The sequence below is a fragment of the Acidovorax sp. GW823-FHT05D11 genome (assembly GCF_058795695.1).
Window position 1 is genome coordinate 609,541 of sequence record NZ_CM179502.1, and the last position, 25,386, is coordinate 634,926.

The window sequence follows — 25,386 nt, forward strand, 5'->3', positions numbered from 1 at the left end:
GACGGCGTCAGGCGGGCTGCGTGAATCTGGAACCCTGCGCGCCACAGGGGAGGGTAGGGTGGATCCGGGATGCTATAAAATGTATAGCTATTGGCGCTTTATAGGTAAGCGCTGGAGGCCAGAATGGCCTTGAATGCGGCGAGGGCTCAGGCCATGGTCTTGCGCAGCCACTCGGCGAACGCCGCGCACTCCCAGCGGTCCATGGTGCCCGTGCGCCAGCACAGGTAGTGTGCGTGGGGGCTGGTCGTATCGGTGTCGAACAGGCGCACCAGCGTGCCGTTCTCCAGCCACGGGGCCCCGAGCTTCAGGCGCACCAGCGCCACGCCCATGCCGGCGGCGGCGCCGTCGCACATCAGGCCGATGTCGTTGAACTGCGAGCCCTCGCTGGGCTCGGCCCAGTCCAGGCCCGTGGCGGCAAACCAGGTGCGCCAGGGCTCCAGCGGGCTGCGCAGCAGGGGCACGCCCTCCAGGTCCTCCGGCCGGTCGAACGGGCCGTGTTCGCGCACGAACGCGGGCGAGGCCAGGGGCGTGACCACGTCGCGGGCCAGCTCCACATGCTCCACGTCGGCGTAGTGGCCGGGGCCAAAGCGCACCATCAGGTCGGCGTCCTCGGCCACCACGTCCAGCAGCGGGATGGACACCTGCAGCGCCAGGTCGATCTCGGGGTAGGCCTCGGTGAACTGGCGCAGGCGCGGAATGAGGATGGTGCGCGCGAACGTGGGCGTCACGGCCAGCTTGAGCCGCCGGCGCCCGGGCGCCGCAGCGGCCCCCGGAAACCGCTGCAGCGCGCCCAGGCCCTCGCGCACGTGGGCCAGGTAGGCGCTGCCCTCGGTGGTCAGCGAAAAATCGGCCCGCCCGAACAGCCGCACGCCCAGGATCTGTTCGAGCTGCTTGACCCGGTGGCTCACCGCGCTGGGCGTCACGCACAGCTCGTCCGCCGTCTGCGTCACGCTGCGCAGGCGGGCCAGGGCTTCAAACGTCAGCAGGCACTGTATCGGCGGGATGCGCCGTGCCGCGCTGCTGAGGAAGGAGGACGGAGCTGCCGTGGCCATGGGGCAGAACGGGCTAGCGGAAAACCACGGTCTTGTGGCCGTTGAGCAGCACGCGGTGCTCGCTGTGCCACTTCACGGCACGGGCCAGCACCTGGCTTTCGGTGTCGCGGCCCCGGGCCGTGAGGTCTTCCACCGTGTCGGTGTGGTCGGCGCGGGCCACGTCCTGCTCGATGATCGGGCCTTCGTCCAGGTCGGCCGTCACGTAGTGCGCGGTGGCGCCGATGAGCTTCACGCCCCGGTCGTGCGCCTGGTAATAGGGCTTGGCGCCCTTGAAGCTGGGCAGGAAGCTGTGGTGGATGTTGATCGCCCGTCCGGCCAAAGCTTGACACAGATCAAGAGAAAGAACCTGCATGTAGCGCGCCAGCACCACCAGCTCGGCCCCTTCGGCCTCGATAATCTCCAACTGTTTCGCTTCGGCCTGCGGCTTGCTGGCGGCAGTCACCGGGATGTGGTGGAACGGCACGTTGTAGCTGGCCGCGAGCTGGTAGAAGTCGCGGTGGTTGCTGACAATGGCGCGGATGTCGATGGGCAGCAGGCCGCTTTTCCAGCGGAACAGCAGGTCATTGAGGCAATGGCCTTCCTTGCTGACCATGAGCACCGTCTTCATGGGGGCGGCCGTGGCGTGCAGGCTCCAGCGCATGGTGTGGGGCTCCGCGAAGCTGGCCAGGCGGGTCTTGAGCGTGGCGTGGTCATGCTGGTCGCAGGCGAACTGCACCCGCATGAAGAACAGGCCGGTGGCGTGGTCGTTGTACTGGGCGGCTTCTTCGATGTTGCCGCCGTGCTCCAGCAGGAAGCCGGAGACTGCGTGCACCAGCCCGAGGCGGTCGGGGCAGGACAGAGTAAGGATGTAGGCGTTGGTCGTCATAGCTGCCCAATTGTCGCAGCATGGCTACAGGCGCCCAAGGAACGAGGGAATCGATGGTCAATCCGGGCGATGCCCCGCGTCTTGCCCCCTGGCGGGGGATGCTGCTGTACCTGGTGCTCGGGGTGGCCTGGGTGTTCGCGGGCGACGCGCTGCTGGCCCGCTGGGTGACCGACCCGGCCCAGCTCACGCACTGGCAGACCTGGAAAGGCTGGGGCTATGTGCTGGCCACCAGCGTGCTCGCCTGGTGCATGCTGCGGCGCATGCGCTACGCCGAGAAGGTGCGCTGGGCCATGGCCCGGGAGCTGGCCCAGGTGGTGCGCCATGCGCCCGCGGGTTTCGCGCGCGTGGCGCCGGACGGCCGCTTCCTCTGGGCCAATGAGCGCCTGTGCGAGCTGCTGGGCGTGTCCCTGGCGCAGGTGCGCCACCTCAATTTCCACGATGTGATGCAGTCCCCCGACCCCGAGGGGGCAACCGCCCAGCTGGTGCGCCTGCTGGCGGGAGAGATCGACCACTGCGTGGACGAGCGCGAGTGCCGGCGGCCCGGCGGGACGCGCGGGGTGCCGGTGCTGTGCACCGTGACGCAGATACCCGAAGCGGGCGACGAGCCCGCCCACCTGGTCTGCGTGGTGCAGGACCTGGACGAGATCAAGGCCGCGCGCGCCGCGCTGCAGACCAGCGAGGCCCGCCAGCGGCTGGCCGCCACGGTGGTGGACAACACCATCGAGGGCGTGGTGGTCACCGATGCGCACAGCCGCATCCTGTCCGCCAACGCGGCCGTGACACGGCTCCTGGGCTATACCGAGGAGGAACTGCTGGGCAAGACGCCGCGCGTGTTCAAGTCCGGCCGGCACGACAAGGCGTTCTACGAGGCCCTGTGGAGCACGCTGCGGCGCACGGGCCACTGGCAGGGCGAGATCTGGAACCGGCGCAAGAGCGGCGAGGTCTTCCCCGAGCACATGTCGCTGTCGGCCGTGCGCGACCCGGCGGGCGAGGTCACGCACTACGTGTGCATGTTCACCGACATCTCCGAGGAGAAGGCGCACCAGCGGCAGCTGGAATTCCTGGCGCACAACGACGCGCTCACGGGGCTGTCCAACCGCGCCTGGTTCGGCCACCAGCTGGAGCAGGTGGTGCAGGAGGCGCGCGCCAGCGGCGAGCACATCGCCGTGCTGCTGCTCAACCTGGACCGTTTCAAGGACGTGAACGACAGCTACGGCCACACCACGGGCGACGAGGTGCTCAAGCACATCGCGCGGCAGGTGCAGTCGGCCCTGCGGCCCGGCGACGTGCTGGGGCGGCTGGCCGGCGACGAGCTGGCCGTGGTGGCGCGCCACCTGCGCCATGCGGACGGCGCTGCGGCCGTGGCGCGCCACCTCATCACCGCCGTGGCCGAGCCCTGGCGCTCGCCCGACGGCTTCGAGGTGGTGGCCGGCGTGAGCGTGGGCATCTGCATGTTCCCCGAACACGCCGCCACCACCGAACTGCTGCTGCAGGGCGCGCACGCTGCGGTGTACGGCGCCAAGGCCCGGGGCCGTGGCGCGTGGTGCTTCTTCCACGAAGCCATGACCCAGGCCGCGCGCGAGCGGCTCGCGCTCGAATCGCGCCTGCGCCTGGCGCTGGCCCAGGGCCATCTGCAGATGCACTACCAGCCGCAGGTGGACATCGCCAGCGGGCGCATCCTGGGGGCCGAGGCGCTGGTGCGCTGGAACGACCCCGAGGAGGGGCTGATCTCGCCCGCGCGCTTCATCCCCGTGGCCGAGACCTCGGGCGTGATCGGCCCGCTGGGCGAATGGGTGCTGCGCGAGGTCTGCCGCCAGGGCCAGCAGTGGCGCGCCGAGGGCCTGCCCGACCTGACGCTGGCCGTCAACGTGTCGCCGCGCCAGTTCCACCTGACCGACCTGGCGGGGTGCACCTCGGCGGCGCTGGCCGACTCGGGCTTTCCCAGCGAATTGCTGGAGCTGGAGATCACCGAGTCCGCGCTGGCCGAGCGCACCGAGGAGGCGCGCCAGGTGTTGATGCGGCTGCGCAGCGTGGGCGTGCGGATCGCGGTGGATGACTTCGGCACGGGGTACTCATCGCTCGCGCAGCTCAAGCGCTTTCCCATCGACGTGCTCAAGATCGACCAGGGCTTCATCCGCGACATCCCCCAAAGCGCGGACGACATGGCCATCAGCGCGGCCATCATCGCCATGGGGCACAGCATGGGGCTGTCGGTGCTGGCCGAGGGGGTGGAGGACGAGGGCCAGCTGGCCTTCCTGAAGGCGCGCGGATGCGACGCCTACCAGGGCTACCTGTGCAGCCGCCCGCTGCCCGCCGACGGGTTCGCCGCGCTGCTGCGGGAGCGTGGCGAGCCGCGCTGAACGCTCGCCCCGCCGCCGTCAGCCGCCCGTGCGCGCGCCCTGGCCCCATTGCTGGCGCAGTTCCGCGCAATGGTCTCGGGGCGGCGGGGCGGGGGTCTCGATCACCGCATCTGCTTCGTTTTTGATAGCTTCCTGCGCTTTGCCTGCTTGCGCCAGGGCCACCTTTGACCTGAGATCCGAGGGCCAGTGCGTGGGCACGCCCAGGCTGCGCAGCACATGGCCGCCGCCGGCCACCAGCAGCACGGTCTGGCCGGGCCGCAGGGCCTCCCGCGCGGTGCGGGCCATGCTGGCGTCGCGCGCGATCTGGATGCGGGCCATGGGGGCGATCTGCGCCTCGGGCAGCAGGCCGCAGTGGCCCTCGCGCAGCGCCTCGTGCTGGCGCTGCAGCGCGGCGGCGGGCAGGTGCCGGTCCCACGCGGATTCGCCCATCGCCGCGCGCATATCCGCGCGCGGCAGGTTGCCGCCCAGCACCGGCACGCCGGCGGCCACGGCGGCCATCACCACGGGGCCATAGGCCTGCCAGGGCCAGGCGGCGTCCTTCCATTGCAGGGCGGCCTGCACCTGGTCCGGGGTGGCGTCACGGGGCAGGCCGGTGGTGCCGTTCCCGCGCTCGGCCATCTCCAGCACCAGGGCCGCCAGCTGTCCGCGCGCCGCCAGCCACTGCACGGCCTCGCGCTGCAGGCGCTGGTGCTCGGGGGCATCGTGTTTTTCGCCCAGCAGCAGCACGTCGGCGGGCAGCAGGGCCTCAAGGCGCGCGGGCCAGGCGGCGGGCGACACCGGGGCGCTGGATTCAGGGCTGGCGCAGGCGCTCAGCGCCGCCGCCGTGGCGGCGGCCCAGGCCAGCGTACAAGCCCGCCAGCGGCCACGGGCCGGGGCCGAAGACGGTGCAAAGGTGGTCGGGTGCTGTGTGTGCATGGGGCGATGCTACGCGGCCGCGACTTGACGCAGGTCAAGACTTCGGGCGAACCCCCTGCCTACACTGGGCCGATGCGCTCCAAGCCCACCCTGACCACCAAGCTCCTGGCGATGGGTGGAGGCTTTCTGCTCGTGGCCCTGGCCTCCATCAGCCTCACGCTGTGGGTGACCTGGAAGCTGGAGGGCGGCGCGGCCGCCGTCAATGAGGCGGGCCGGCTGCGCATGAACATGCTGCGCATGGTGCTGGTGCTGCAGACCGAACCGCCCGAGGCGGTGCAGGAGCGCGCCCGTCTTTTCGATGCGAGCCTGGAGCTGCTGCGCACGGGCGATCCTTCGCGGCCGCTGTTCGTGCCCTGGAGCGCCGAGACGCGCACGCGCTTCGACGCGATCCGCGCGCAGTGGACGCAGGCGCGCAGCGGCTGGGTGGCCACGCAGCCACCCGACCGCGCGCGCACGCTGGCGCAGGCCGACGCGTTCGTGCAGCAGGTGGACGGCTTCGTCGACGCGATCGAGCTGCAGATCGCGGGCTGGACGGCCGCGCTGCACCTGTTCCAGCTGTTCATGATGGCGCTGGCCATCGTGGCGGCCGTGACCTTCATGGCCGTGAGCTACCTGCTCGTCATCAACCCCGTGGCGCGCCTGCAGCAGGCCCAGGCCCGGCTGCGCCAGGGCGAGCTGGGCACGCGCCTGCCGGTCGATACCGATGACGAGTTCGGCCAGCTCTCGGCGGGCTTCAACCTCATGGCGCACGCGCTGCAGGCCTCGCACGACGAGCTGGAGCACAAGGTGCGCGACAAGACCGTCAGCATCGCCGTGAAGAACCAGCGCCTGGCCGCGCTGTACGAGGTGAGCGCGCTGGCGTCCACCGCGGGCAGCCTGGAGCTGCTGGCCCAGGGCTTCGTGCAGCAGATCCGCCGCGTGGCCGGGGCCGACGCGGCGGCCGTGCGCTGGTCCAACGAGGCCAACGAACGCTATGTGCTGCTGGCCGGTGACGGCCTGCCGCGCTCCATGGCCGACGGTGAGCACTGCCTGCACACGGGCAGCTGCCTGTGCGGCCAGCCCCAGGCCCAGGCGCGCACGCGGGTCATTCCCATCACGCCGTCCACCCACGTCGCGCTGCCCCACTGCCGCGAAGCGGGCTTTGAAACCATGGTGACCATCCCCGTGCAGATGCAGCAGCGCCTGCTGGGCGAGGTGGACCTGTTCTTCCGCTCCCAGGTCGAGCTGACCGACGAGCTGCGCGACCTGCTCGAAGCCATGACGCGCCACCTGGCCAGCGCCATGGAGGGCCTGCGCGCGACGGCGCTCGAGCGCGAGGCGGCGGTGGCCGAGGAGCGCAGCCTGCTGGCGCGCGAGCTGCACGACTCCATCGCGCAGTCGCTGGCCTTCCTCAAGATCCAGACCCAGCTGCTGCGCGACGCGGTGGCGCGCGGCGACGAGGCCAAGCGCGACCGCAGCATCGGCGAGCTGGACGTGGGCGTGCGCGAGTGTTATGCCGACGTGCGCGAGCTGCTGGTGCACTTTCGCACGCGCACCAGCGAGGAGGACATCGAGTCCGCCCTGCGCGCCACGCTGTCCAAGTTCGAGCACCAGACCGGCATGGCCACCGTGCTCAGCATGGTGGGCCATGGGCTGCCGCTGCCGCCGGACCTGCAGATCCAGGTGCTGCACATGGTGCAGGAAGCGCTGTCGAACGTGCGCAAGCATTCGGGCGCCACGCGCGTGGAACTGCTGGTGCACCGGCACCCGCGCTGGCGCTTCGAGGTGCAGGACAACGGCAAGGGCTTCGACGTGGCCAGCGTGCCGCCCGATTCGCTGCACGTGGGCCTGGGCATCATGCGCGAGCGGGCCCAGCGCGTGGGGGCGGCCCTGCAGGTCGAATCCGCGCCGGGCCAGGGCACGCGCGTGTGCATCGAGCTGCCCACGGTGACGGCCGCCGCCTCCATGCCTGCGCCGCCGGCGCACCCGCCCGCCACCCCGCCATCCGTGGCCCGCGCCTCGCGCGGCACGCCGCCTGGCGCGGACACCCCCTCTGCCGCAGCCACCAGCCCGGTGGCGGCGCACGCACCATGAACAACACCACCACCACCGCCCCTTTTCCGGCAGCTGTCCCTGCGCACCCGGACGCCCCGGTGCAGCCGCCGGTGACCCTGCTCGTGGTGGACGACCACACGCTGTTCCGCCGGGGGCTGATCGCCCTGCTGGGGCAGGACGCGGGCCTCCTGGTGCTGGGCGAGGCGGGCGACGCCGCCGAGGCGCTGCGCCTGGCGCCCCAGCTGCGGCCCCAGGTGATCCTGCTGGACAACCACCTGCCCGGCGTGATGGGCGTGGACGCCATCCGGGGGCTGCGCGAAGTGGCGCCCGCATCGCGCGTGCTCATGCTCACCGTGAGCGAGGATTCGCAGGACCTGGCCGCCGCGCTGCGCAATGGCGCGCAGGGCTACCTGCTCAAGACCATCGACGGCGACCTGCTCGCCCAGGCCATCCGCCGCGCGGCACGCGGCGAGCCGGTGGTCAGCCCCGAGCTCATGGGCAAGCTGGTGGCGGCGTTCCAGTCGCAAGGCGCGCCCGAGGCGCCGCCAGCCCACGCCCTGGCGTCCGCGCCCGCGCCGCTGCAGGCCGATCCCGCGGGCGGTGTGGCGCCGCTCTCGCCGCGCGAGGAGGACGTGCTGCGCGAGATCGCGCGCGGCGCGAGCAACAAGGAAATCGCGCGCACCCTGGACATCGCCGAGACCACGGTGAAGATCCACGTGCAGCACATCCTGCGCAAGCTGGGCCTCACCTCGCGCGTGCAGGCGGCGGTCTACGCCTCGGACCGCCAGCGCACGGAGTAGAGGGTGCCCACGGCCGCCATCCCCGGTGGCCGCATGCGGTGATTTGCTACTGAATTGGTAGCTTCTGGCGCTTGTCCATCCAGCGCGAAAGCCTGTTTTCTTTCGATATCCAACCCCGGTGGGCCCGGCATTGGCGGCCCGTGCGCGCGCGCCGGGGACTTTGCTGCACCCAGGCGGCCCCGGTGTCCATAGTTCCTTCGGACGATGCGCGGGCCTCGCGGCGCCCTCCGGCCTAGTCCTTCTGCCGTGGCGCGGGTGTGCTTGCGAAGGATGTTCAGGGCGGCCCTGAAAACGGACCATACAGCCATACCCCAAAGAGAAGAAGGAAGAGGAACCGCGCAATGGCACACACCACCTTGCCCCCGGGCGAAAGCCCACAGCGCACCCGCCAGGCCTGGTCGGTGCTGATCGTCAGCACCTTCGCATTCACCGTCTGCTTCATGGTCTGGATGATGTTCGGCGTCATCGGCATCCCCATCAAGAAGATGCTCAACCTGAACTCCACGCAGTTCGGGCTGCTCATGTCCATGCCCGTGCTCACGGGCTCGCTGGTGCGCGTGCCGCTGGGCATCTGGACCGACCGCTTCGGCGGCCGCATCGTGATGGCCGCCGTGATGGCGACCACCGTGCCCGCCATCTGGATGATGGGCTACGCCACCGAGTACTGGCACTTCCTCACCATCGGCCTGTTCGTGGGGCTGGCGGGGGGCTCGTTCTCGGTGGGCACGCCCTACGTGGCGCGCTGGTTCCCCAAGCACCGCCAGGGCACGGCCATGGGCGTGTACGGCGCGGGCAACTCGGGCGCGGCGGTGAACAAGTTCGTGGCCCCGGTGCTGCTGGTGGCCTTTGGCTGGACCATGGTGCCGCAGGTGTACGCGGCCATCATGCTGGGCACGCTGGTGCTGTTCTGGCTGTTCAGCTACAGCGACCCGGCCCACCTGGTGGGAAGCAACGTCAAGTTCACCGACCAGCTCAAGGCGCTCAAGGACCCCAAGGTACTCAAGTACTGCCAGTACTACAGCATCGTGTTCGGCGGCTACGTGGCGCTGTCGCTGTGGATGGTGCAGTACTACGTGGGCGAGTTCGGCCTGGACATCCGCGTGGCGGCGTTGCTGGCCGCCTGCTTCTCGCTGCCCGGCGGCGTGCTGCGCGCCATCGGCGGCATGCTGTCTGACAAGTACGGCGCCCACAGCGTGACCTGGTGGGTGATGTGGGTGAGCTGGATCTGCCTGTTCCTGCTGAGCTACCCGCAGACCGACTTCACCATCGCCACCGTCAACGGCCCGAAGACCTTCCACATCGGCCTGAACGTCTACCTGTTCACCGGCCTGATGTTCCTGCTGGGCATTGCCTGGGCCTTCGGCAAGGCCAGTGTCTTCAAGTACATCAGCGACGACTACCCCCACAACATCGGCGCCATCAGCGGCATCGTGGGCCTGGCCGGCGGCCTGGGCGGCTTCATCCTGCCCATCCTGTTCGGCGCGCTGATGGACATCACCGGCATCCGCTCCAGCGCTTTCATGCTGATGTACGGCGTGGTGTGGGTCTCGCTGATCTGGATGTACTTCACCGAAGTGCGCAACACCCGTCTCATGGGCTCGCCGAACGCCGCCGCACCGGCTGGCGCCCGCTGATTTTTCAAGGAACCTCACCATGTCTGCCACCACCACCAGCGGGCGCCAGGGGCGCCTGCTCACCCTCTGGGCTCCGGAGGACAAGTCGTTCTGGGAGCGCGAAGGCGAGGCCGTCGCCAAGCTCAACCTGTGGATCTCGGTGCCCGCGCTGTTCCTGGCCTTCGCCATCTGGCAGGTCTGGAGCGTGGTCGCCGTGAGCCTGCCGGGCCTCGGATTCAAGTATTCGACCAACCAGCTGTTCTGGCTGGCGGCGGCGCCCGCGCTCTCGGGTGCCACGCTGCGCATCTTCTATTCATTCATGGTGCCGCTCGTGGGCGGACGCCGCTGGACGGCGATCTCCACCGCCTCGTTGCTGATCCCCGCCATCGGCATCGGCTTTGCCGTGCAGGACAACACCACGGCCTACCCCACCATGCTCATCCTGGCGCTGCTGTGCGGCCTGGGCGGCGGCAACTTCAGCTCCAGCATGGCCAACATCAGCTTCTTCTTTCCGAAGGAGCGCAAGGGCTCGGCGCTGGGGGTGAACGCGGGCCTCGGTAACCTGGGCGTGTCGGTGGTGCAGTTCCTGAGCCCGCTCGTGGTCACGGCCGGCATCTTCGGCATCTTTGGCGGCGAAGGCCAGACCATCGTGAAGAACGGCCAGACCGTGCAGGTGTGGACGCAGAACGCCGCCTTCATCTGGGTGCCATGGATCGCGCTGACGGCGCTTGCCGCCTGGTTCGGCATGAACGACATCGCCGACGCGCGCGCCTCGTTCGCCGCGCAGGCCGCGATCTTCAGGCGCAAGCACAACTGGCTGATGTGCGTGCTGTACCTGGGCACCTTCGGCTCGTTCATCGGCTATGCGGCGGGCTTTCCGCTGCTCATCAAGAGCCAGTTCCCCGGCGTGAACCCCCTGGCCTACGCCTGGCTGGGCCCGCTGGTGGGCGCCGTGATCCGCCCCTTTGGCGGCTGGCTGGCCGACAAGCTCGGCGGCGCACGCGTCACGCTGTGGAACTTCATCGTCATGGCCATCGCGGTGGTGGGCGTCACGTTCTTCCTGCCCTCCGGCGGCCCCGGCGGCAACGAAGGCCAGTTCGCGGGTTTCTTCGTGTGTTTCCTGGTGCTGTTCCTCACCACCGGCATCGGCAACGGCTCCACCTTCCGCATGATCCCCGTGATCTTCCTGACCGAAGCCATGCGCGGCGTGGACCGCAACGACCCGGCCGCCATCGCGCATGCCAACAAGGAAGGCAACACCCTGGGCGCGGCCACGCTGGGCTTCACCGCCGCCATGGCCGCCTACGGCGGGTTCTTCATTCCCAAGAGCTATGGCAGCTCGATTGCCCTGACCGGCAGCCCCCATGCCGCGCTGTGGACGTTCTTCGCGTTCTACATCGTCTGCATCGTCATCACCTGGTGGCACTACGCGCGCAAGAACGCCGCCATGCCTTGCTGAGCACACCTGAACAAGACAGAACAAGGAGCCCCCGATGAGCCATTTCCTCGATCGCCTTTCGTACTTCTCGCAGCCCCGCGAGACCTTTGCCCAGGGCCACGGCGAAACCAACGGTGAAGACCGCACCTGGGAAGACGCCTACCGCGACCGCTGGGCGCACGACAAGATCGTGCGCAGCACGCACGGCGTGAACTGCACGGGCAGCTGCAGCTGGAAGATCTATGTCAAGGGCGGCATCGTCACCTGGGAAACCCAGCAGACCGACTACCCCCGCACCCGGCCCGACCTGCCCAACCACGAGCCCCGTGGCTGCGCGCGCGGCGCCAGCTACAGCTGGTACCTGTACAGCGCCAACCGCGTGAAATACCCCATGGTGCGTGGCCGCCTGCTCAAGCACTGGCGCGCCGCCATCGCCCTGGCCAAGAGCCCGGTGGACGCCTGGGCCAGCATCGTCGAGAACGACGCCTCCAAGCGCGAATGGCAAAAGCAGCGGGGCCTGGGCGGCTTCGTGCGCAGCACCTGGGACGAAGTCAACCAGATGATCGCCGCGGCCAACGTGTACACGATCAAGAAGCACGGGCCGGACCGCATCATCGGCTTCTCGCCCATCCCCGCGATGTCGATGATTTCGTACGCCGCTGGCTCACGCTACCTGAGCCTGATCGGCGGCGTGTGCATGAGTTTTTACGACTGGTACTGCGACCTGCCACCCAGCAGCCCGCAGACCTGGGGCGAGCAGACCGACGTGCCCGAATCGGCCGACTGGTACAACAGTTCGTACATCATTGCCTGGGGCTCCAACGTGCCCCAGACGCGCACGCCCGATGCCCACTTCTTGACCGAGGTGCGCTACAAGGGCACCAAGGTGGTGTCCATCACGCCCGACTATTCCGAAGTCGCCAAGCTCGGCGACCTCTGGATGCACCCCAAGCAGGGCACCGACGCCGCCGTGGCCATGGCCATGGGCCATGTGATCCTGAAGGAGTTCTATTTCAAGGACGGCGGCAAGGGCCGCTCCGCGTACTTTGACGACTACGCCCGCCGCTACACCGACCTGCCGCTCTTGGTGGTGCTCAAGGAAAAGACGCTGCCCGATGGCCGCACGGTGATGGTGCCCGACCGCTATGTGCGCGCCAGCGACTTCCCCGGCCAGCTCGACCAGTCCAACAATCCCGACTGGAAGACGGTGGGCTACGACGAGCTGGGCCAGGTCACGCTGCCCAATGGTTCCATCGGCTTTCGCTGGGGGGCCGACGGCCGCCCCGACCAGGGCCTGTGGAACCTGGAGAACAAAGAAGCACGCACCGGCAACACCGTCAAGCTCAAGCTGTCGGTGATCGAGGACGGCGCGCAGGCCCATGACGTGGCTGATGTGGCCTTCCCGTACTTTGGGGGTGTGGCAACGCCCAACTTCACGGCCAACGAACAAGGTGGCGACGTGATGGTGCGCCGCGTGCCGGTGTCCCACCTGGAGCTGGCCGGGCACGAAGCCCAGGGCCGCGTGATGGTGGCCACGGTGTTCGACCTGCTGGCGGGCAATTACGGCATTGACCGGGGCCTGCCCGGCGAAGAGCCCGGTGGCGGTTACGACGCCGACCGCCCCTACACCCCTGCCTGGCAAGAGGCCATCACCGGCGTGCCGCGCGAGCAGATCATCACCGTGGCGCGCCAGTTCGCCGACAACGCCGACAAGACGCATGGCAAGTCCATGGTGATCATCGGCGCGGCGATGAACCACTGGTACCACTGCGACATGAACTACCGCGGCATCATCAACATGCTGATGCTGTGCGGCTGTATCGGCCAGAGCGGTGGCGGCTGGGCGCACTACGTGGGCCAGGAAAAGCTGCGGCCCCAGACCGGCTGGACGGCGCTGGCCTTTGCGCTGGACTGGATCCGCCCACCCCGCCAGATGAACAGCACGAGCTTCTTCTACGCCCACACCGACCAGTGGCGCTACGAGAAGCTGGGCATGGAAGAAATCCTTTCGCCCCTGGCCGACAAGAAGGCCTACCACGGTGCGCAGATCGACTACAACGTGCGCGCCGAGCGCATGGGCTGGCTGCCATCGGCTCCCCAGCTCAAGACCAATCCCATGCAGGTGGCCAAGGATGCCGCTGCCGCGGGTATGGACGCGAAGGATTACGTCGTCAAGTCTCTGAAGGACGGCACGCTCACGATGAGCTGCGAGGACCCGGACCATCCGTCCAACTGGCCGCGCAACATGTTCGTGTGGCGCTCCAACATCCTGGGCTCGTCGGGCAAGGGGCATGAATACTTCCTCAAGCACCTGCTGGGCACCACCCACGGCGTGCAGGGCAAGGACCTGGGCAAGGACGAAGCCAAGCCCGAGGAAGTGCAGTGGCACACCCACGCGCCCGAAGGCAAGCTGGACCTGCTGGTCACGCTCGACTTCCGCATGAGCACCACCTGCCTGTACTCCGACATCGTGCTGCCCACGGCCACCTGGTATGAGAAGAACGACCTCAACACCAGCGACATGCACCCCTTCATCCATCCGCTGTCCACCGCGGTGGACCCTGCATGGCAGGCCAAGAGCGACTGGGAGATCTACAAAGGTTTCGCCAAGGCCGTGAGCGAGGTCAGCGTGGGTCACCTCGGCGTCGAAAAGGACGTGGTGCTCACGCCCATCATGCACGACACCCCCGGTGAAATGGCGCAGCCCTATGGCGTGCGCGACTGGAAGAACGGCGAGTGCGAACTCATTCCCGGCAAGACGGCGCCCCAGGTCACGGTGGTCGAGCGCGACTACCCCAACCTCTACAAGCGCTTCACCGCCCTGGGCCCCTTGATGGACAAGGCCGGCAACGGCGGCAAGGGCATCGGCTGGAACACGCAGACCGAGGTGGGCCAGTTGGGTGATCTGAACGGCCGCGTGAAGGAAGAAGGCGTGACGCAGGGCATGCCCCGCATCGTGACCGACATCGACGCCACCGAAGTGGTGATGATGCTGGCCCCCGAAACCAACGGCCACGTGGCCTGCAAGGCCTGGGAGGCCCTGGGCAAGCAGACCGGCCGCGACCACGTGCACCTGGCGCTGCACCGCGAGGACGAAAAGATCCGCTTCCGCGACATCCAGGCGCAGCCGCGCAAGATCATCAGCTCGCCCACCTGGTCGGGGCTGGAGAGCGAAAAGGTCAGCTACAACGCCGGCTACACCAACGTGCACGAGTACATCCCATGGCGCACCCTCACGGGCCGCCAGCAGTTCTACCAGGACCACCCGTGGATGCGTGACTTCGGTGAAGGCTTTGTGAGCTACCGCCCACCGGTGCACCTGAAGACGCTGCACGAGGTCGAAGGCAAGAAGCCCAACGGCAACAAGGAAATCCAGCTGAACTTCATCACGCCGCACCAGAAGTGGGGCATCCACAGCACGTACAGCGACAACCTGATGATGCTCACGCTCAACCGGGGCGGCTCGGTGGTGTGGCTGAGCGAAGACGACGCCAAGGTCGCCGGCATCGTGGACAACGACTGGGTCGAACTCTTCAACGCCAACGGCGCCATCGCGGCCCGCGCGGTGGTGAGCCAGCGCGTGAACCCCGGCATGGTGATGATGTACCACTCGCAAGAGAAGATCATCAACACCCCCGGCTCCGAGATCACCGGCACGCGCGGCGGCATCCACAACTCGGTCACCCGCATCGTGCTCAAACCCACCCACATGATTGGTGGCTACGCGCAGTACAGCTACGGCTTCAACTACTACGGAACCATCGGCACCAACCGCGACGAGTTCGTGCTGGTGCGCAAGATGGACCGCGTGGACTGGCTCGACGATGAGCCCGTGTCCAGCACGGCAGCCCACGCCTGAAGCCGAAGACAAGGAGAAACACGATGAAAATTCGCGCACAAATCGGCATGGTGCTGAACCTGGACAAGTGCATTGGTTGCCACACCTGTTCCGTCACCTGCAAGAACGTCTGGACCAGCCGCCCCGGGGTGGAATACGCCTGGTTCAACAACGTAGAAACCAAGCCCGGCATTGGCTACCCCAAGGAATGGGAAAACCAGGACAAGTGGAACGGTGGCTGGGTACGCAGCCCCGACGGCTCCATCGCCCCCCGCCAGGGCGGCAAGTGGAAGCTGCTCATGCGCATCTTCGCCAACCCCAACCTGCCGCAGATCGACGACTACTACGAGCCCTTCACGTTCGACTACGACCACCTGCAGTCCGCGCCCGAGAGCAAGGCCGCGCCCACGGCCCGCCCGCGCAGCCTGATCACTGGCAAGCGCATGGAGAAGATCGAGTGGGGCCCGAACTGGGAAGAAATCCTGGGCGGCGAGTTCAGCAAGCGCAGCAAGGACAAGAACTTCGACGATGTGCAAAAGGACATCTACGGCCAGTTCGAAAACACCTTCATGATGTACCTGCCGCGCCTGTGCGAGCACTGCCTGAACCCGGCGTGCGTGGCATCGTGCCCCAGCGGCTCGATCTATAAGCGCGAGGAAGACGGCATCGTGCTGATCGACCAGGACAAGTGCCGTGGCTGGCGCATGTGCGTCTCGGGCTGCCCCTACAAGAAGATCTACTACAACTGGCAGTCGGGCAAGGCCGAGAAGTGCATCTTCTGCTACCCGCGCATCGAGGCGGGCCAGCCCACCGTGTGCTCCGAGACCTGCGTGGGCCGCATCCGCTATCTGGGCGTGCTGTTGTACGACGCAGACCGCATCCAGGAAGCCGCCAGCGTGGAGCGCGACCGCGACCTGTACCAGGCGCAGCTCGACATCTTCCTGGACCCGAACGACCCCGATGTGATCCGCCAGGCCCGCATCGACGGCATCCCGGACAGCTGGATGGACGCCGCCCGCAACAGCCCGGTCTACAAGATGGCCGTGCAATGGAAGGTGGCCCTGCCGCTGCACCCCGAGTACCGCACGCTGCCCATGGTCTGGTATGTGCCGCCGCTCTCGCCCATCACGGCCGCAGCCAACGCGGGCCATGTGGGCGTGAATGGCGACATTCCCGATGTGTCGCAGTTGCGCATCCCCGTGCAGTACCTGGCCAACCTGCTGACCGCAGGCGACACGGGGCCCGTGGTGCGGGCGCTCGAGCGCATGCTGGCCATGCGCACCTACCAGCGCGACAAGCACGTGGAGCAGCGCCAGAACCTGGCCGTGCTCAAGCAGGCCGGCCTGTCGATGGCCGAGGTCGAGGAGATGTACCACGTGATGGCGATTGCCAATTACGAGGACCGCTTCGTCATCCCATCGGCCCACCGCGAGTACGCCGAGAACGCGTTCGACATCCGGGGCGGTTGCGGCTTCTCGTTTGGCAACGGCTGTTCCGATGGCGCCACCGAGACCAGCATGTTCGGCGGAAAGAAGCCCCGCACGATCCCGATCAAAGCCACGGTCTGAAGCACAGGCAAAGGAATCACCATGTTCAAGAAGAACCCGACCTCCGTGCGCCTGACCCTGCGCGCCCTGGGCTACCTGCTGAGCTACCCCGATGCGCAACTGCGCAGCGTGATGCCGCAGCTCATCGACGCGCTGCAGGTGGAGCAGGCCCTGACCCCCGAGCGCATGGCCGAACTCGAAGCCGTGTGCCAGCACCTTGCGGCAATCGACCCGCTGGAAGCCGAGGCCCGCTACGTGGACAACTTCGACCGGGGCCGCCAGACCTCGCTGCACCTGTTCGAGCATGTGCACGGCGACTCGCGCGACCGGGGTCCGGCGCTCATCGACCTGCTGCAGACCTACGACAAGGCGGGCCTGAAGTTCGAAGCCGAAGAGCTGCCCGACCACCTGCCGGTGGTGCTGGAGTTCGCCTCCACCCAGCCGGTGGAAGTGGCCAGGGAGTTCCTGGGCGAAATGGCCCACATCCTGAACGCGCTGTTCAGCGCGCTGGTGGCGCGCAACAGCCCCTATGCCAGCGTGATTGCTGCGGTGCTCGAAGTGTCGGGCCAGCTCGTGCAGTCGGTGGCGCTCACGCCCGAGCCGCCCATGGACGAGGCCTGGGCCGAGCCCGAAGCGTTTGGCGGTTGCAGCACCCAGGGCCAGTCCAAGCCCGACCAGCCGCAGCCTCTGCATTTTGTTCGTACCCCCCGCGCCGAGCGGGCACCAGAAGGAGTCTCCGTATGACCGCCTGGCTTGACACCCTGTTGTTTGGCATCTATCCCTATATTTGCCTCGCTGTCTTTTTCATCGGCAGCTGGGCGCGGTTCGACCGCGACCAGTACACCTGGAAAAGCGATTCTTCCCAGCTGCTGCGCACCGGCAGCCTGCGCTGGGGCAGCAACCTGTTCCATGTGGGTGTGTTGTTCCTGTTCTTTGGCCATACCGTGGGCATGCTCACACCGCACTTCTTGTATGAGCACTTCATCGGCGCAGGCGCCAAGCAGCTCATGGCCATGGTGTCGGGGGGCATTGCAGGCCTGATGGGTTTCGTGGGCCTGTCCCTCCTGCTGCACCGCCGCCTGTCGGATGCGCGCATCCGCGCCACCTCCAGGACCAGCGACATCCTGATCCTGGTGCTGCTGTGGGTGCAACTGGCGCTGGGCCTGGCCACCATTCCGCTGTCGGCACAACATCTGGACGGCTCCATGATGATGCGCCTGGCTGAGTGGGGGCAACGCATCGTCACGTTCCGCAGTGGCGCGGTCGACCTGCTGGCCGGTGCGGGATGGATCTTCAAGACGCACATGTTCCTGGGCATGAGCATCTTCCTGATCTTCCCCTTCACCCGCCTGGTGCATGTGTGGAGCGGCTTTGGCACGCTGGCCTATGTGCTGCGCCCCTACCAGGTGGTGCGTGCGCGCCGCCTGAACCTGCCGCCCGGCCACATGCAGTCGCAAGACCGCCGTGGCGCTTGATTTCGCATCACAAAAGGAGCACACCATGAGCGGATGTGGAACCGGTAGCTGCGGTTGCGGCACCAGCGCAACCAGCCAGAGCGCCCCCCAAAGCATGCTCTCCCCGGAGCAGACGGCCGCCTACGAGGCGCTCTCCGCCACGGTAGGAGCGACTGCCATGGCAGATTCGCCCGCCATGGCAACCCCTCAGCCCATGGGGCAGGCCCCGGTGGCGCGCATCAACGGCGTGGCATTGAATTCAACGGCCGAGTGGCTGGATGAGGAGGCCCTGCGTCAGCGTGCCTGCACCGAGCTGCTGCGACAGGCGGCCCAGCAAGGCGGCCTGCTGGCGCAGGACGACGTGCCGGGTGTCGAAGGCGCCATCAGCACCAAGGCCTCGAATGCCATCGAGCAACTGCTGGAGCGCGAGCTGCCCATCCCCGACCCGTCGGAAGAAGCCTGCCGCCGCTACCACGACGCCCACCCTGCGGCACACGCCCATGGCGAGCGGGCCCAGCTGCGCCACGTACTGTTCGCCGTGACGCCGGGTGTGGACGTGAAGCAGCTGCGGCTGCGTGCCGAGGCCATGTTGATCGACCTGCGCTGCGCGGACGATGGGGGCGCGAAGTTTGCCGAAGCGGCTGCGCAGTGGTCCAACTGCCCCAGCGGCCAGCAAGGCGGCGACCTGGGCTGGCTGACCCGCGCCGACTGCGCCCCCGAGTTCGCCCGCGAGGTGTTTGGCAGCGCCGAGATCGGCGTGCTCGCACGCCTTGTGCACAGCCGGTTTGGCCTGCATGTGGTGGAGGTGGTGGCCCGCGACCCGGGGCAGCAGCCGTCGTTCGAGGAAGTGCGCCGGGCCATCGCCCTCACGCTGCGCCAGCAGGCCTGGGTGAACGCCCTGCGCCAGTACCTGCAGGTGCTGGCGGGCGCGGCCGTGGTGGAAGGCGTGTCGCTGGACGCGGCCGACTCGCCGCTTGTACAGTAGTTGCACCGCACGCCACCCGATTGCCTGCCCATGCCCGACGAGCTGCTTGATCGCCTGCGCCGCTTCCACAACGACGCCTTTCCCCAGTACCGCGAGCAGTTCCAGGCGCTGGTGGACGAAGGGCAGCACCCGACCACCCTGTTCATCGGCTGCTCCGACTCGCGCCTGGTGCCCTATCTGCTCACGGGCGCGGGCCCGGGGGAGCTTTTCCTGGTGCGCAACGTGGGTGCGTTCATCCCGCCGTATGACGGATCTCACGGTCACCATGGCACCACGGCGGCCATCGAGTTCGCGGTGCTCAACCTGCAGGTGCGCCGCATCGTGGTGTGCGGCCACAGTCACTGTGGGGCTATCAAGGCGATGTATGGTGAGGTTTCGCCCGAAGCGCCCAACCTGAACCGCTGGCTGGACCTGGGGCGCGAGGCCCTGCTGCCGATGCAGGCTGGCCCCGAGGTGCTGCGCCGCACCGAGCAGCGCGCGGTGGTGCTGCAGCTCGAACGCCTCATGGAGTACCCCATGGTGCGCAGCCGCGTGCAGTCAGGGCAGATCAGCCTGCACGGCTGGCACTATGTGATCGAGGAAGGAGAAGTCCATGTGTTTGATGTCAAGACGGGCGGTTTTGTGCCGGCCTCGCGGGCGGACAACAGCGGAACCGGTCCTTACCATCCGTACGTGGAGCATGATGGGCAGGTTCTTCTGGACGAGCTTTGACCTTGTCGGGCATGCTCGTGGCAGATCCGCGAGGAATGAGTCCCTCTTGATGGAACGCAAGACCTCACTGGCGTGAAACCCAAATCATCGGCCCCCATGAAACGCGAACCCCAGCCCCCCCTCAAGCCCACCTCGTCCCTGCAGCCCATCAGCCTGGATGTGCTGCGCGAGAAATACCTCAAACCCGGGGAAACCACCGCCGACGAGCTGTACCAGCGCGTGGCGCGGGCCCTGGCCTCGGTCGAAAAACCAGAACTCCGCGAAAAGTACGAAACCCTGTTCCTGGCCAACCTGAAGGCGGGCGCCATCGGGGCGGGCCGCATCATGAGCGCGGCGGGCACCGACATCCAGGCGACGCTCATCAACTGCTTCGTGCAGCCCGTGGGCGATTGCATCCAGGGTGTGGACGACGAGGGTTTCCCGGGCATCTACGAGGCGCTGCGCGAGGCAGCGGAAACCATGCGCCGGGGCGGCGGCGTGGGCTACGACTTCTCGCGCATCCGGCCCAAGGGCGCGCAGGTCAAGGGCACCGCGTCCATGGCCTCGGGGCCGTGCAGCTACATGAACGTGTTCGACCAGTCGTGCTCCACCGTGGAGAGCGCGGGCGCGCGCCGGGGCGCGCAGATGGGTGTGCTGCGCATCGACCACCCGGATGTGCACGAATTCATCACGGCCAAGCGCACGCCGGGGCGCTGGAACAACTTCAATGTGTCGGTGGGGGTGTCCGACGAGTTCATCCATGCCGTGCAGAACAGCGCGCCGTGGGAGCTGGTGCACAAGGCACGCCCCGGCACTGCCCTGCTGGCCCAGGGAGCCCGCCAGCGCGCCGATGGCCAGTGGGTCTACGCCACGGTGCCCGCGCGCGAGCTGTGGGACACGATCATGAAGTCGGCCTATGACTTCGCCGAGCCCGGCATCCTGTTCCTGGGCCGCATCAACGAAGACAACAACCTGCACTATTGCGAAGACATCGCGGCCACCAACCCCTGTGGCGAGCAGCCGCTGCCGTCGTACGGGTGCTGCGACCTCGGCCCCATCATCCTGACCCGCTTTGTGCGCCATCCCTTCGGTTTCGGGGGCGTGGCCGCGTTTGATTTCGATGCGTTCACGAAGGCCGTGGCGCTGCAGGTGCGCGCGCTGGACAACGTGCTCGATGTGACCTACTGGCCGCTTCCGCAGCAGCGCGACGAGGCCATGGACAAGCGGCGCATCGGCGTGGGCTTTACCGGCATGGGCAACACGCTGGCCATGCTGTGCCTGCGCTATGACCTGCCCGAGGGCCGCACCATGGCCGCGCGCATCGCCGAGTGCATGCGCGATGCCGCCTATGCCGCCTCGGTAGACCTGGCGCGCGAGAAAGGGGTGTTCCCCAAGTTCCAGGCCGAGCCCTACCTGTCGGAGGGCACGTTCGCCAGCCGCCTGCCCGATTCGCTCAAGGCCGCCATCCGCCAGCACGGCATCCGCAACAGCCACCTGCTGTCCATCGCCCCCACGGGCACCGTGAGCCTGGCCTTTGCCGACAACGCCTCCAACGGCATCGAGCCTCCTTTCTCGTGGATGTACAAGCGCAAGAAGCGCGAGTTCGACGGCAGCACCTCGGAGTACGCCGTCGAAGACCACGCCTGGCGGCTGTACCGCGAGCTGGGCGGCGATGTGGAGGCCTTGCCGGACTACTTCGTCTCGGCGCTGGCCATGCCCGCTGAAGGCCACATTGCGATGATGGAGGCCGTGCAGCCCTTTGTGGACACGGCTATTTCGAAGACGGTGAACATCCCGGCCGACTATCCCTACGAAGGTTTCAAGGACCTGTACCTGCAGGCCTGGCGCGCCAGGCTCAAGGGCCTGGCCACCTACCGGCCCAATGCCATCCTGGGATCGGTGCTGGAAACCCATGCCGCGCCTGAACCAGCATCTGTAGCACCCCCCGCACCTGCGGTGGACCCCATGCGTACCGTGATCGAAAGCCGCCCCCAAGGCGGCCTTTCGGCCGTGGCCGAAAAGCTCGAATACTGGACGCAGGAAGGCCACAAGACGCTGTACCTCATCGTGTCGTTCCTGCCCGTGCCCACGGGGGTTGGCAACGGTACGGTGGACCGCGCCATCGAGTTCTTCATGCCCGTGGGCCAGAGCGGTGAATCGCAGCAGTGGATCACCTCCAGCATGCGCATGCTGTCGCTGGCGGCGCGCGGCGGCTTCCTGGAGCGGGCGCTGTCCGACATGCGCAAGGTGGCCTGGGACCGGGGCCCGGTGCGCCTGGGGCAGCACCGCAAGGACGATGGCACCCTGGTGCCCATGTGGCACGACTCCGAAGTGGCGGCCATGGCCTATGCCATCCAGAACATCCTGGCGCGCCGCGTGGCCGACCCCGTGCAGCAGCTGCTGCCCCTGGACGAACCCGCGCCGCCGCCGGTGGCCGTGCCGCAGGCCATGGCGGGCAAGAAGTGCAGCGAATGCGGCGCCCACGCCGTGATCCGCAAGGACGGCTGCGACTACTGCACGCAGTGTGGACACCTGGGGACCTGTGGGTGACCTCCCGGCCGGTCATTCCCGTGCGCCCCGCGGCGGGAAAACCATCGCCTGAGGTGCTGGCCGCGCTGGACACGCGGTGGCGCTGGCGCTACCTCATGCTGGCACCGCACCGGCTGGGTTTCTTCCTGGCCATGGTGGTGCTGGTGGCGTCGGGGGGATGGTGGGCGCTGGTGCAGGTGGCCAGGTCCACCGGCTGGTGGGGCCTTTACTATGCGCTGTCCCCCACGCTCGTGCATTCGGTCGTGATGGCATTCGGCTTCATCCCGCTGTTCTTTGCGGGTTTCCTGTTCACGGCCGGCCCCAAATGGCTCGGGGTGGCGCCCCTGCCGGCGCAGGCGTTGCGCGCACCCCTGGTGGCGCAGGCCGCGGGCTGGCTGCTGTGGCTGGCGGGCGCGCATTGGCGGATTGGCGCGGCCCTCGCGGGGCTGGCGCTGGCGGCCGTTGGCCTGGTGTGGATGTCGGCGCTGTTCTGGGGCCGTGTGCGCCAGAGCCAGGCGCAGGACCAATTGCATGCGCGTGTCGTCGCGGGCGCCTGCGCGCTGGGCTGCCTCAGCCTCGCGGGCCTGTGGCTGAGCCTTGCCGTGGGAACACATGCGCTCGCCCGCGCCTGGGTGTTCACCGGCCTGTGGGGGTTTGTCGTCGTGGTCTACGTCACGGTGGCGCACCGCATGATCCCCTTCTTCACCTCCAGCGCCATGCCCATGGTGCAGGCGTGGCGGCCCTTCTGGGTGCTGTGGCTCATGCTCGCCGCCGCGCTGCTGCAGGTGCTCGCCGCCTGGCTGGAGTGGGCCGGGCTGCCCGCCACCCGGGCGGGGCCCGCCTGGACGCTGGTGCACGGCACGCTGCAGCTGGTGGTGGGGGGCGTGCTGGTCTGGCTGGCCTGCGTGTGGGGGCTGGTGCAAAGCCTCAGAAACCGGCTGCTGGCGATGCTGCACATCGGATTTCTGTGGCTGGGGCTGGCTTTCGTGCTCGGAGGCCTGTCGCAGTGGCTGGCCTGGGGCTTTGGCCTGGGAACGCTGGGCCTGGGCGCGCTGCACGCGCTGACCATGGGCTGCCTGGCGTCGCTGATGCTGGCCATGGTGACGCGGGTGTCGTGCGGGCACAGTGGCCGGGCGCTGGTCGCCGACCGCATCGCGTGGTCGCTGTTCTGGCTGCTGCAGGCGGCCACGGTGCTGCGCATCGCGTCGGCGGTGCCGGGTGTTTTCGGTATCGCGTGGGCCTGGCTGCTGCCGCTGGCAGCGTGCCTGTGGGCCGTCACCATGGGCATGTGGGGCCTCCGGCTGGGCCGGTGGTATGGCCGGGTGCGGGCCGATGGCCGTCCGGGCTGAAGCACCTTTTCAAGGATATTCCATGGCTGTCATTCCCTGGCCTTTGAACCACACGCCCCGGCCCGCGCCCCCTGCGGCGCATGGCGCTGCACGCGCGGCCGCCGCGCCGGAGGATGTCGCCGCCATGGCCGCGGCGCTGATCCAGTCGCGCCAGACCATCCTGCCCAAGCGGCTGGCCGCCCCGGGGCCGAGTGCCCTGGAACTGGCGCAGATCCTCAACGCCGCGTCCCACGCACCGGACCACGGCCAGCTGGTGCCGTGGCGCTTCGTGCTGGTGCCCGAGGCAGCGCGCCCGGCGCTGGCCGATGTGTTTGCCCAGGCCCTGCGCGAGCGCGATCCCGCAGCCACGCTGGCGCAGGTCGAGCAGGCGCGCGAGAAGGCCTACCGGGCACCGGTGCTGATGCTGGTGGTGGTGAACGGGCAATGCGGCGACCCCGGCATCGACCTGTCCGAGCGCCAGGTTTCCGCGGGATGCGCGGTGCAGAACATGCTGCTCATGGCCACAGCGCAGGGGTATGGGTCGGCGCTCACGAGCGGCAAGGCCCTCACGTCGGGCGGGCTGCGGGGGCTGTTCCAGCTGGCCCCCTGGGAGCAGGCGCTGTGTTTTGTCAGCATCGGGACCGTGCAGTCGCGCAAGGCCGCGCGTGCCCGGCCCGCGGCGGACAGCTATGTGAGCACGCTCGACGCGCAGCAGGGCGTGGTGCTGCCCGGCTTCTGAAGCGGGGCGCGCCCGGCGATTCCTTTCCTTTCATTTCCTTTCATTTCATAGAAACCTTCATGGACATTTCCAGTTTTGACGACCTGCTGCAGGCTGCGCGCCTGCAGCCCGAGCCCCAGCGCCTCCTGTTCGTGTTTGCCGCGGTGGAGCTGCCGGACGACGCCAGCCCGGCCCAGCGTGCCCGCTTCGAAGCGGGGCAGGGCGGAGCCCTGGTGCCGCTGATGTGCGTGGACAAGGCGCCGCAGGAGCTGCCTTCGTTCAGTGCGCTGGTGGAAGAGGCCAGCCAGTTCAGCGCCCCGGGCCATGACTGGGCCATGGTGTTCGCAGCAGCCCTGTCGGGCACGCTGGACAAGGCACCCACCAGTGCGGATGCCCAGGCGCCCTTGCAACGCATGGTCGATGCGATCAAGGGCGGGTCCCATGGGGCGTATATACCCTTCGACCGGCAGGGACAGCCCGTCCGGTTCGGTTGAGGCGCAGATGGCCTCGCCCGCCCCATCCGCCCGCCATATCCCCGGTTTCAGCGCGCCGGCCGTCGGGTTCGAGCAACCCTTCGCCATGCTGGAGGCCTGCCATGAGCGCGTGCAGCGTTCGCTGGCCTTGCTGGGCCGCCTGCGCGCCCATGTGCGCCTGCAGGGTGCCGACGAGAGCGCCCGCCAGGCGGCGCGCGACGTGCTGCGGTATTTCGACATCGCCGCACCGCTGCACCATGAAGACGAGGAACTCCACGTCTTCCCGCTGCTGCTCGCCCAGGCCGCGCCTGGGGTCCAGGCGCTGGTGCGCAGCCTGCAGGATGACCATGTCCGCATGGTGGCGGACTGGGCTGCAGCACGGGTTGCGCTCCAGGCGCTGGAACAAGGAGCCATCCAGGGATTCGCGGAATCGGAGGAGGCGCTCCTTGATCGATTTGCGGACCACTATGCAGGCCATATCCGCCGCGAGGAGCAGGAAGCCTACCCGGCGGCGCTGCACCTGCTGGAGCCCGCTGCGCTGGACGGGATGGGGCGGGAGATGGCGCGCCGCCGCGGCGCTGCCTGACACGGTGGTGCCCTCTGCAGCGCCCCCGTGTGCCGTGATTGAGCCGGGTGCCGCAGTACCCGTGTTCCGGAACGGTTGACTAGACGGAGCGAGCGGAGCCTTGTCCCCGGAGCCTCTCAGGTCCAGAGGCCGATGGCACCCGGGTGGAGGGCGGATCGGGA

Annotated in this window: 19 protein-coding genes; 16 read left to right on the plus strand and 3 right to left on the minus strand. The window is 68.2% G+C overall.

Annotated elements, in window-relative coordinates; genetic code table 11:
• Positions 1-146: 146 nt before the first annotated feature.
• Both AC3RCE_RS02820 and purU read right to left on the minus strand, forming a co-directional pair.
• Entirely contained in the window at positions 147-1,052 is a 906-nt protein-coding gene (locus AC3RCE_RS02820) for a LysR substrate-binding domain-containing protein (RefSeq protein ID WP_218297316.1), read from the minus strand.
• 13 nt (positions 1,053-1,065) lie between these two features.
• On the minus strand, positions 1,066-1,917 hold the full coding sequence (gene purU, locus AC3RCE_RS02825) for a formyltetrahydrofolate deformylase (RefSeq protein ID WP_218297315.1): 852 nt from the start codon (positions 1,915-1,917) through the stop codon (positions 1,066-1,068).
• A gap of 53 nt (positions 1,918-1,970) precedes the next feature.
• Here purU and AC3RCE_RS02830 point away from each other — a divergent pair, with 53 nt between their 5' ends.
• On the plus strand, positions 1,971-4,277 hold the full coding sequence (locus tag AC3RCE_RS02830) for a putative bifunctional diguanylate cyclase/phosphodiesterase (protein ID WP_218297314.1): 2,307 nt from the start codon (positions 1,971-1,973) through the stop codon (positions 4,275-4,277).
• An 18-nt stretch (positions 4,278-4,295) separates the two neighbouring features.
• On the opposite strand, the gene AC3RCE_RS02835 is transcribed toward AC3RCE_RS02830, so the two are convergent.
• Positions 4,296-5,192 carry a ChaN family lipoprotein gene (locus tag AC3RCE_RS02835; protein WP_492254468.1) on the minus strand — a complete coding sequence of 299 codons (897 nt, stop codon included), beginning with the start codon at positions 5,190-5,192 and terminating at the stop codon, positions 4,296-4,298.
• Between the two features lie 72 nt (positions 5,193-5,264).
• Here AC3RCE_RS02835 and AC3RCE_RS02840 point away from each other — a divergent pair, with 72 nt between their 5' ends.
• From AC3RCE_RS02840 to AC3RCE_RS02910, 15 genes are all read left to right on the plus strand, one after another.
• A complete protein-coding gene (locus AC3RCE_RS02840; protein ID WP_492254469.1) occupies positions 5,265-7,265 on the plus strand; it encodes a type IV pili methyl-accepting chemotaxis transducer N-terminal domain-containing protein in 2,001 nt (666 codons plus the stop codon).
• A complete protein-coding gene (locus AC3RCE_RS02845; RefSeq protein ID WP_492254470.1) occupies positions 7,262-8,026 on the plus strand; it encodes a response regulator in 765 nt (254 codons plus the stop codon). Before AC3RCE_RS02840 ends, AC3RCE_RS02845 begins: the two co-directional genes overlap by 4 nt.
• Positions 8,027-8,367: 341 nt before the next feature.
• The gene (locus AC3RCE_RS02850; RefSeq protein ID WP_218297312.1) at positions 8,368-9,660 is read left to right on the plus strand and encodes an MFS transporter; all 1,293 of its coding nucleotides are present in this window, start codon (positions 8,368-8,370) and stop codon (positions 9,658-9,660) included.
• Positions 9,661-9,679: 19 nt separating this feature from the next.
• Positions 9,680-11,098, plus strand: coding sequence for an MFS transporter (locus tag AC3RCE_RS02855; RefSeq protein WP_218297311.1), 1,419 nt, complete (start codon positions 9,680-9,682; stop codon positions 11,096-11,098).
• A 34-nt stretch (positions 11,099-11,132) separates the two neighbouring features.
• Positions 11,133-14,936: a nitrate reductase subunit alpha gene (locus AC3RCE_RS02860; protein WP_492254471.1), complete on the plus strand. Its 3,804-nt coding sequence runs from the start codon at positions 11,133-11,135 to the stop codon at positions 14,934-14,936.
• 23 nt (positions 14,937-14,959) lie between these two features.
• Positions 14,960-16,483 carry a nitrate reductase subunit beta gene (narH, locus tag AC3RCE_RS02865; RefSeq protein WP_492245694.1) on the plus strand — a complete coding sequence of 508 codons (1,524 nt, stop codon included), beginning with the start codon at positions 14,960-14,962 and terminating at the stop codon, positions 16,481-16,483.
• Positions 16,484-16,504: 21 nt separating this feature from the next.
• A complete protein-coding gene (gene narJ, locus AC3RCE_RS02870) occupies positions 16,505-17,206 on the plus strand; it encodes a nitrate reductase molybdenum cofactor assembly chaperone (protein ID WP_492254472.1) in 702 nt (233 codons plus the stop codon).
• Entirely contained in the window at positions 17,203-17,937 is a 735-nt protein-coding gene (gene narI, locus AC3RCE_RS02875) for a respiratory nitrate reductase subunit gamma (RefSeq protein ID WP_492254473.1), read from the plus strand. The genes narJ and narI overlap by 4 nt, the downstream gene beginning before the upstream one ends.
• A gap of 157 nt (positions 17,938-18,094) precedes the next feature.
• Positions 18,095-18,901 carry a peptidylprolyl isomerase gene (locus AC3RCE_RS02880; protein WP_492255353.1) on the plus strand — a complete coding sequence of 269 codons (807 nt, stop codon included), beginning with the start codon at positions 18,095-18,097 and terminating at the stop codon, positions 18,899-18,901.
• A gap of 30 nt (positions 18,902-18,931) precedes the next feature.
• Positions 18,932-19,612, plus strand: a complete 681-nt coding sequence (locus tag AC3RCE_RS02885; protein ID WP_218297305.1) for a carbonic anhydrase — start codon at positions 18,932-18,934, stop codon at positions 19,610-19,612.
• A 96-nt stretch (positions 19,613-19,708) separates the two neighbouring features.
• Positions 19,709-22,141 carry an adenosylcobalamin-dependent ribonucleoside-diphosphate reductase gene (locus tag AC3RCE_RS02890; protein ID WP_492254474.1) on the plus strand — a complete coding sequence of 811 codons (2,433 nt, stop codon included), beginning with the start codon at positions 19,709-19,711 and terminating at the stop codon, positions 22,139-22,141.
• Positions 22,138-23,469, plus strand: a complete 1,332-nt coding sequence (locus AC3RCE_RS02895) for an NnrS family protein (protein ID WP_492254475.1) — start codon at positions 22,138-22,140, stop codon at positions 23,467-23,469. The genes AC3RCE_RS02890 and AC3RCE_RS02895 overlap by 4 nt, the downstream gene beginning before the upstream one ends.
• Before the next feature lie 22 nt (positions 23,470-23,491).
• Positions 23,492-24,187 carry a nitroreductase family protein gene (locus tag AC3RCE_RS02900; protein ID WP_492254476.1) on the plus strand — a complete coding sequence of 232 codons (696 nt, stop codon included), beginning with the start codon at positions 23,492-23,494 and terminating at the stop codon, positions 24,185-24,187.
• 59 nt (positions 24,188-24,246) lie between these two features.
• Positions 24,247-24,660 (plus strand): ribonucleotide reductase subunit alpha, encoded by a 414-nt coding sequence (locus tag AC3RCE_RS02905; RefSeq protein ID WP_492254477.1) that lies wholly within the window; start codon positions 24,247-24,249, stop codon positions 24,658-24,660.
• 7 nt (positions 24,661-24,667) lie between these two features.
• Positions 24,668-25,225: a hemerythrin domain-containing protein gene (locus AC3RCE_RS02910; RefSeq protein ID WP_492254478.1), complete on the plus strand. Its 558-nt coding sequence runs from the start codon at positions 24,668-24,670 to the stop codon at positions 25,223-25,225.
• The last annotated feature ends 161 nt before the right edge of the window (positions 25,226-25,386 follow it).